Below are 7,941 nucleotides of genomic sequence, written 5' to 3'. Positions count from 1 at the left end.
CTAGATACGTCACGGTCGGATCGAATGGCAAAGCAAGAGAACACGCAATTGCCGCAACCAATGTCACCACCAGTAGTGCGGACAGTTTGTATTGCGGCTTCAATCTCATCGTAATTCAGTTGGCGAATAGCAGCCGTCACCGGGGACGGCGAGTTGAGTTTCTATTTGTAGCCGCGTGACGCCGTCCTCCGTGTGAACGGGATGGTTACCCACCGTTTTGGATCCTGAGCGACACGAGCAATTGTGTCTAGCCACCGTAGAATGAAATACTACGTGAAAAGGAATGAATGGTCGATCCATCGTCATTGAGCGTTTCAACGGTATCGATTACATTCCCGTCATCGTCGATTTCAAATTCCTCACAACTTCCGTGTGGCGATTTCCCGGTTTTACCCGTCTTGCTGTGGATCCACGTATCGAGCAAGAACGTGTCAACGCATAGCATGGTTTGTGAGCCGTGATATTGCTGACTCACTGTGTAGTGTGTGTATGGCCCAGCAGTCAAATGTCCAGCAGCCCAACGCGCAACAATGGCGGAGAATCCGGCACGGAGCAGCACGGCTTCCAATTCAGGTTCAGGCAGTCGCCCAGAGATGGCAAGTGGAAGTGAAGTCATAGGAGTGAGCCGGTAAGAACGTATTGATTCCGATTCAGTCGGATAACGAATTGCATTCTATCCGGGGACCAGGCGTGGAAAGGTCTTGATCAATCGTTGACGCTTTTCGCCTGGTCCACGGATAGAATGTGCGTTGAGCTTTGTCGACTCGTGATCGTCGACCGTGGGAAAACGTATGCGGAATCAATCCACGCGACGGACCCCGCCACACCGATATTCTAATGCCATCACCACGCCGATTGCAACGTGGTAAACAATCCAAACTTGAGTGATTAAAAACCGCGATCAAAGACGTTTTTGATCGCGTTAAGTACTCAAGTAAAGGTCGTAACTGTAACCGGCGCAAGTCATTTAATCGTTTTAACCGTCAAAGGGGTGAAATAGTTCCCGAGCACTGCATGGTCTGCAATTCGACAGAGTGTGTGTCCCCTTTAACACCTTTGAAATCGCCAAGCGAGTCGAGATTTTCCGTCTTGCGAGCACGAAAGAATCACACATTGAGATCACCAGCGTGATGTTGTTCGCCATCTCAAGAAGGAGTCACAGTGTCGCTCGCCAGCGGCCAAGGATCACGACAGCGGAGTCGGCTCAGCGTCTATTGGCAGACCCAGAAAAAACAGCGAGCGAAGCTCATCGATCCGGTTCTTGGTTGGCATGGATGCCAACCATCTTCCCGCATGGATGCGGCCAGTCACCTAGTAATAGAGAAGACGATATACACCGGAGTGATTCGATTAAGTTCAACGTCCCGCATCACCGGGTCGGGAGTGTTAATGTTCCATTTGAAAACGGCTGCAAGCCCGACTCCGGTGCATGCGTTGGTTATCCGCCGTCACCCGCCGCGACAGAGGACGAAGATCGGACGTTCCCGTTCACGTCAAAGTGTACCCAGGTCGTTCGTTCAAAACCATCATAGGTCATCTCCCAGTTTTTGGTTCCGTCAGGATAGAAGAGCACCGCCTTGCCCATCCCGTCAGTCACTTTGGCGGCGAATTCGCCACTCGGTGTATAGGAAATGGCGTCCGAAAGATCGTCGAAGAGCGGATACACTCGCGTGTCAGTGCGTTCTATGCGGCACCGGCCTGTCAGTGCAATGTCTCCGTTCGGATAGTTTGCGACCGCATCGCCCCAGTCCCCGCCATGATAGCGAATAACCCAGGTGCGTTGAGGCAAGTCATTCACAGTGAACTCGTAATATCGCCGTCCAAAGATGCTTCGGCCGGAAGTCCAGTCCAGCCCTGTGTATTTGGCGGACCAGTTTTCATTGTTCAGAACAGTGGTCGTACGCGGAATAGATGCGATGCCGACGACAGTGACGGCCAGAACCGCCGGTATCGCGAGTAGTGTACGAAGTCGAAAACGCATTTCAGTCGGATAACGCTTCGCATCAGCGGGCCGGCGCGAGACGCGTTGATTTCAAAACCGACCCGGCCGCCGGCTCCGTTGCATGCGATGGTTACCCGCCATTACGGGGCAAAGTCGTAAACAAACACCGGAACATTGGCAACGCCGCAGGATCGATCAATCAGAGGTTCGATTTCATCCCATTTGCCGCCTGCGAGACCACAGCCAATTCGCGGCATATGAACCGATGCATTGTGTTCGGCAGCGAATGCCGCTAGATGCACGAGGCAGGAGTCCACGGCATCGTATCGGATTGGCGGTGTGCCGTCGCTACCACGTTTGATCTTGTGTTGTGCGATCATGTTCGCGATCCAGAACTCGTCAGCAACTGCGACAAACTGAACTCCACCAAGCGCGAAGTCGTTGGATTCGCGTCCAGCATACCAATTGCGATAGTTGGATTCAGGTTCCGGCCAGCGTTTCGTGATAGCCAGTACGAAGCCTTTACCCCATCCGCCGATGTCGTTGCAGATGTGTGCGACGATCTTCGGACCAGGTGTAACGGGGTTCGTTGCGTCGCCAGTGAGGTAAGTAATCGGGGTCATCGCAAGGTCTGGAGTATGGTAGCGGCTCAGTCGGGTAACGCCGACGATAACCGCGTCGGCCAGATTAACGCTGACCACAGTGCAAACGCTCGTGGCCGACTGCGGTTCATCGGTTGGTTATCCGCTTTTTGGATCGACAGGGAAGGTGAAGTTGTCGGACCAAACATAAGCGGTCCGTCCACGCCAGTCGTGGAATTGTACACCGAGCCGAGCAGTCGTGTAGTTGCTATGGTGTGGAATGCGAGCAACTGCGCTCTGTCCTCGATAGAGTGGTGTGTAGGTAACGGGAGTTTGAGCGGTCAAATTATAGTTTTCGACAGGGTTCGACGTAGGATCGCCGTAGTATGCAAATGTCAAGATCAGACCACTGTGCCCAGCAATCCAAATCGGAAGTAACCCATTGTTAGTAACCGTTACATGGCAGCATGCGTACTCCCCTTCGTCGATACCGGTGAAGGTAGCAGCAACAGGAATTGAGAAGTCGACTTCAGGGCTAAAGGGTCGAGAAAGTGCCAACGCGACCGCGCATATCATCGTGAAAATCAGCAGAGTCGCAATGCGAAATCGGAATCGAAGGATTGGCATAAATGTCAGTCGGATAACGTTGGCCATCACTGGGCACGGCGGGTTGGTTGTCCATTTCAAATACGTCAGATGCCGTGCTCCAGTGCATGGCTTGGTTATTTGCCACTCTCTTGACTGTACCAAACGTCTTCCGCTGCGATTCCCCATCCGCATTGCCCGGAACCAATATGGCATGCCTGATCCGAATCATTTGCGATTGAGTAAAACGCCAGAATCGGTGGAGTTATATTCCCAGCATGAGGAATCGTTACGATGCATCGTCCAGCATAAGCTTTGTAGATCCTGCAGCTACCTACCCTCGGTTCAGTTTGGTATGTCCGCCTGAACTCTTGTAGTGCGAGTCGTATTGCGTGGCGTTTGCGGCGAGACAAGTAGTGCCACCCCGGCGGTAGCAATCGCATTGCGAGAAGTAACATTATCGTCAGCACAACAGACAATTCAATCCACATCACATTTGCATTTAGGTGGTCGGTCTAGCCAAATAACGTTGGCCATCACTGGGCACGGCGGGCTGGTTGTCCATTTCAAAAAGCCAGATGCCGTGCTCCAGTGCATGGCATTGTTATTCGCAATTCGTGGAACCTACGTATCGTGTAGTCAAGCCAATCAGCCATTCAGAGAACGGCAACGGCCTGCTGGCGATACACGGCAGATCCGTACCATCGTACCCCCACTCCACTCGCGGGTCATCCCCGTCAGTCGAAACCGCAATTACCATTTCAGAATGTGTGAGATGCCCCACAATGAGATGATCGTATCCGCACCAGCGTACAGTTGGAGGGCATGTAGTGTGCTCGTATTCGTCAAGAAACACATCGGTATCAGAGTCCATTAGCCAGCAAGCCAAGGCCGGGAAACGGTAGAACAGTCGATACGGTTCGGCGATGTCGCACCGCAAACGGTGCGAGAGGCTTGCAATTCCGCGATCCGTACCGAGAGTGGCGAACCAGAGCGGGAGTTCAGCCAATCGCGATCGAACCGCAGCGTTCTGAAGTGGCAGCAGATGTTGCGCTCGTTCAAGTTCGGATTGAAGATCAGCTATCGCATTCCTCAGTCGAATAACGTTTGCGATCACCGAGTCCGAGCGGACAAGTCACCACTCGCAAAACCGTTTTCGAGGACTTCGGTGCATCGCGTGGTTCCCCGCTTTGCAGCGGACTCAACGTCAACCGCAAAGATTGACGCGAACCACATCATATCGAGCGCATCTGCGATCCGCAAATCGAAGTGCCCGAGCTAGTCGCGGGCGTCTATCCGTTGACCCGCAACCGACAGGGCGAGCATCGCAAATAGGATAAGGTTTGGAACCACAAACAGCGCGAAAATCGGCCAGACTGGACCGGATACAAACATGAAGTCTTGTTGGTAGGTGATGGGGTCGCCGTTGTTGGTATCCGGTTGCAACGCAAGTTCGATTTTCATCGATCCGTAAATGAACAACGCGATCGAAATTGGGATGGCGAGAAGGACGCCATTCAGTATCAGAAAACGCCGAAGCCATCGAGCGCGAACACGACTGCTCGCAGCGTTCTCAGCTGGTGGCACATATGGATTCATGTCTTTACGTGCGGCCAATGATGCGGATGTTTTCAGTCGGGGAACGGCGGCGGTAACGGGGCCGCCGCCAATAAACTTTGATTTCAAAACTCGCGTCGTCGGCGGCTCCCGTTCACCGCATGGTTATTTGGCAGGATCGGGGGAAATGTCTAGTGTTCCGATTTGTTCACCGGTCGTTGCACTCACGATCTGGCCAGTAGTCAAAATCAGCCTTGTTCCTCGGTTGACGAAACCGAAATCGGCCGCGTCGGGAAGTAGCGTTTCAGTCACGATTTCTCCGTTGTGGCGACCAAGAGACATCAGCGTGAACGGGCCGCCATTCTCGTAGGGCCACGTAACCGCCGAGAAACGCTTTGAATCTTCGTTGTAACGCAAATCCAATGCATGGACGCCATCCATAAAAGGTCGTTCCCAGACCTCTTTCCCGGATTCCAGATGATAACACGTCACCGGCCCACCACTTTCTGAGATACACATAAACTCGGGCGCAAACGCGTAATCGAGTACGGCGAATGTTTTGCGCTTCACGGTGGCAACATGTTTGAATCGTTGGTTCGTAATTCGTATGTCCCGTTCTATTTGGTCAATTACAAGGCGTTCGTCGTATGGGCTCTCAATTACGTCTTTTGCACCGTAAAGATCCTTTTTGAGCCAAGTAAAACGAATCGTTTCACCGGTCCGAACGTCAAATTGGGAGACAATTCCGCGATGGTGAGAGCAAAACAGAGTGTCTCCATCCAGCGAGAACCTGACTTTCTGGACTTCGTCAACGTCTGTTCTCTGCCATATTTGCTTACCGTGAACATCGGCGAGCGTTACACTGTTGTTGTCGTACGACGCGATCGCACAGAACGCGCCGTTGGGATCGATCGCTAGTCGCGACCCGCCGAAATCAAGGTCGGTGTCGAATTTAGAAACACGTGCGCCGGTAGTAAGGTCAACGATGTGGACGACTCGCTTGAATTCGCCAAAGGCGATTGTGGTGCCATCGTATGTTGTCGCAAGGTGCCGAAATTGTTTCCGTGTCTCATCCACATGCTCAAGCCAAATAACGACAGCGGTAACGGGGCCGCCGCCAAAAAGGTATGATTTCAAAACCCGCGTCATCGGCGGCTCCCGTTCACCGCATGGTTCTGTGACAATCTCAGCCACCAGCGTTGGCCTCTTGGTTGTTCGGTTCTTGGTCCTTCTGAACCCGAAGTGGGCCGATCACTGCTGCTGCAAATGGCGTCCACANGAGCATCGCGACGAGGCATGTAGATTGAACGATCCAGGCTCCGCTCGCTTTGCCATGCAATTCATCGGGGAACAACCCCATGAACGGGTACATGGGNAGGATCGTGACCATCATCCACAGACTGACATAAAGGTAACTCGTAACCAGATTTGCCCAGCCTCTGCCGTATGTTTTCAGTATCGTTTTCATGGTTCAGGCCAACTTCGAGCATACGTGGGTCTTGCGGATGGATAACGTGCAGAGTTCGCTCCCGCGATTGCGTCGTCCGGCGGGTACAGTTTACAGCACCAGCGGGTTGCGATCGGTTCATGTCAGTAACCAATCGCCTCTTGTCCCACAGAACGCAAACGATAACCGCGTCGGCCAGAGTAACGCTGACCACAGATCAAACGCTCGTGGCCGACTGCGGTTGATCGGATGGTTATCGGCAATTTTTAGCTCCAAAAAGTGTGGATCGATACAGAACCAAGATCGTCGTCCACCATCACTTCGGCATGCATTGCACCACCACCTGGTTCTACAGTGTAAACACGAATGTTGCCGTTAACCACAGGCTTCAGTTCGGATGTGCCTGGTGACTTGTCGAGCCAACTATTGACGTCATTGCTTGGTGCGTTGAACCGAATCGTAAATTCTCGCGTGAACGGTCCGCCGCGTGTTTCGATCACCAAGCCAGATGCGGAATCAGGCAGTGGAGCCATTCGTGCCCACTGCTGTGCGGCTTCCAATCCACTTGTGCGAACGTGATAGCGATACATCGCGTATCCACCAATCATGACGGCCACGAGTAACGCAGCGAAACCGATCAGCAACCACTTCGCGATAGATCGAACGTTCATACAACGAGTCTCTTCAGTCCGATAACGCTTGGATTAACCGGGCCGGCCGAATAACGCTTAGATGACCGAAAAACCGTCGTGGCCGGCTCCGGTTCAATCCTTGGTTATCCCTTAGGCAGGTTGAATGCATCGAGCTTGGTTGGCGCGAGGTCAAATTCCAACAGCTTTACAGTCGTGCTACCGATAGGCTGGAAATTGCTTCGCGCGAACGAGTGTTCTTCCGTTGGTATGTCACCATTCGCGACACCATAAACGAAGACCGAATGTTGCACGGCACGACGCTTTCCGTCTTCACCCTCGAACTTGTAAGTCCAAGATCGAACGCGATAGGTCTTTGGGTCCATAACAACGCTCCCGATCCGTCGCCCTTCCGGTTTCTGTCGAACGAATGAAATCACGCAAGCGTTCTTGTCATTTTGGGTAACATCCAATGAGACAAGATCATAGCTTTTTGTCTCCCATTTCTCGATTAGGTTCTTGACTTGAATCGTTGCGTATCTATTTCCGTGTGCAATGAAGAACTGTCCCGTGATACTTTCCAAGTCCGGAGGGCAAACGCCGTTCACACAGATGTCTACAGATGTTGATGTGGAGACAACACCGGAGTCATCCGGCGTCTTTGCAATCACCAATGTGGTAGCCTCAGGCGTTGAAATCAGACGGCGAACTTGGCCATCTGGCTTGCCATCCTTCAGGGTGTAGCTGTCGAGGCGAAAAAACTTGCCGCTATTTGCCCAATATTCGTACCTGGTGTGAGTTCTGTCCGAGCCGTCAATATCCGTCACTTCCCAGACAAAATGCCCATTCGCGTAGGTTTGTTCACGCGTTGACTGCATGGCCTTGATGTCTGCAAACAAATCTTCGTTTGTGTCGGCGAGAGCGTCTGTCAAATGCGATACAGAGAAGCTCACAGACAGAAGTAGAATTGCGAATGACCGAAGAAGCGGAAGCCGCAAGGTTAAAGAACGCATTGCCGTAGCCTCAGGAATTTTAAGGAGCGATAGCCAAAGTAGAATTTTCAAAATCATGTGGATAACGAATTGCATTCTATCCGGGGACCAGGCGTGGAAAGGTCTTGATCAATGGTTGACGTGTTTCGCCTGGTCCACGGATAGAATGTGCGTTGAACTTTGTCGTGCAGACCGCTTACGTTGGCAA

The 7,941-nt window shown here is 52.4% G+C and carries 8 protein-coding genes; all 8 read right to left on the bottom strand.

All coding sequences use genetic code 11. The features are described 5' to 3' along the window. Positions 1-247: 247 nt before the first annotated feature. Positions 248-616: a hypothetical protein gene (locus Q31b_RS23750; protein WP_146602163.1), complete on the bottom strand. Its 369-nt coding sequence runs from the start codon at positions 614-616 to the stop codon at positions 248-250. 822 nt (positions 617-1,438) lie between these two features. Then, entirely contained in the window at positions 1,439-1,981 is a 543-nt protein-coding gene (locus tag Q31b_RS23745; RefSeq protein ID WP_146602162.1) for a hypothetical protein, read from the bottom strand. 101 nt (positions 1,982-2,082) lie between these two features. Further along, positions 2,083-2,643, bottom strand: coding sequence for a macro domain-containing protein (locus Q31b_RS23740; protein ID WP_231617805.1), 561 nt, complete (start codon positions 2,641-2,643; stop codon positions 2,083-2,085). Between the two features lie 39 nt (positions 2,644-2,682). Then, positions 2,683-3,324 carry a hypothetical protein gene (locus Q31b_RS23735; protein ID WP_146602161.1) on the bottom strand — a complete coding sequence of 214 codons (642 nt, stop codon included), beginning with the start codon at positions 3,322-3,324 and terminating at the stop codon, positions 2,683-2,685. Between the two features lie 1,062 nt (positions 3,325-4,386). Continuing rightward, positions 4,387-4,794 carry a hypothetical protein gene (locus tag Q31b_RS23730; protein WP_146602160.1) on the bottom strand — a complete coding sequence of 136 codons (408 nt, stop codon included), beginning with the start codon at positions 4,792-4,794 and terminating at the stop codon, positions 4,387-4,389. Positions 4,795-4,830: 36 nt separating this feature from the next. Next, positions 4,831-5,802 carry a WD40 repeat domain-containing protein gene (locus Q31b_RS23725; RefSeq protein WP_197172195.1) on the bottom strand — a complete coding sequence of 324 codons (972 nt, stop codon included), beginning with the start codon at positions 5,800-5,802 and terminating at the stop codon, positions 4,831-4,833. A 576-nt stretch (positions 5,803-6,378) separates the two neighbouring features. After that, positions 6,379-6,783, bottom strand: a complete 405-nt coding sequence (locus tag Q31b_RS23715) for a hypothetical protein (protein WP_146602157.1) — start codon at positions 6,781-6,783, stop codon at positions 6,379-6,381. 104 nt (positions 6,784-6,887) lie between these two features. After that, complete coding sequence (locus tag Q31b_RS23710; RefSeq protein ID WP_146602156.1) at positions 6,888-7,754, bottom strand: hypothetical protein; 867 nt, start codon at positions 7,752-7,754, stop codon at positions 6,888-6,890. Between the last annotated feature and the right edge of the window lie 187 nt (positions 7,755-7,941).

The organism is Novipirellula aureliae (assembly GCF_007860185.1).
GTDB lineage: Bacteria > Planctomycetota > Planctomycetia > Pirellulales > Pirellulaceae > Novipirellula_A > Novipirellula_A aureliae.
Note: the sequence above shows the minus strand (reverse complement) of the source record. Positions and strands in the feature narration are given on the sequence as shown.

What these genes read in the sequence shown, in the direction of transcription:
- Q31b_RS23710 (WP_146602156.1), bottom strand. Translation starts at nt 7,754, where the DNA reads ATGCGTTCTTTAACCTTGCGGCTTCCGCTTCTTCGGTCATTCGCAATT.
- Q31b_RS23715 (WP_146602157.1), bottom strand. Translation starts at nt 6,783, where the DNA reads ATGAACGTTCGATCTATCGCGAAGTGGTTGCTGATCGGTTTCGCTGCG.
- Q31b_RS23735 (WP_146602161.1), bottom strand. Translation starts at nt 3,324, where the DNA reads ATGCCATATTGGTTCCGGGCAATGCGGATGGGGAATCGCAGCGGAAGA.
- Q31b_RS23745 (WP_146602162.1), bottom strand. Translation starts at nt 1,981, where the DNA reads ATGCGTTTTCGACTTCGTACACTACTCGCGATACCGGCGGTTCTGGCC.
- Q31b_RS23750 (WP_146602163.1), bottom strand. Translation starts at nt 616, where the DNA reads ATGACTTCACTTCCACTTGCCATCTCTGGGCGACTGCCTGAACCTGAA.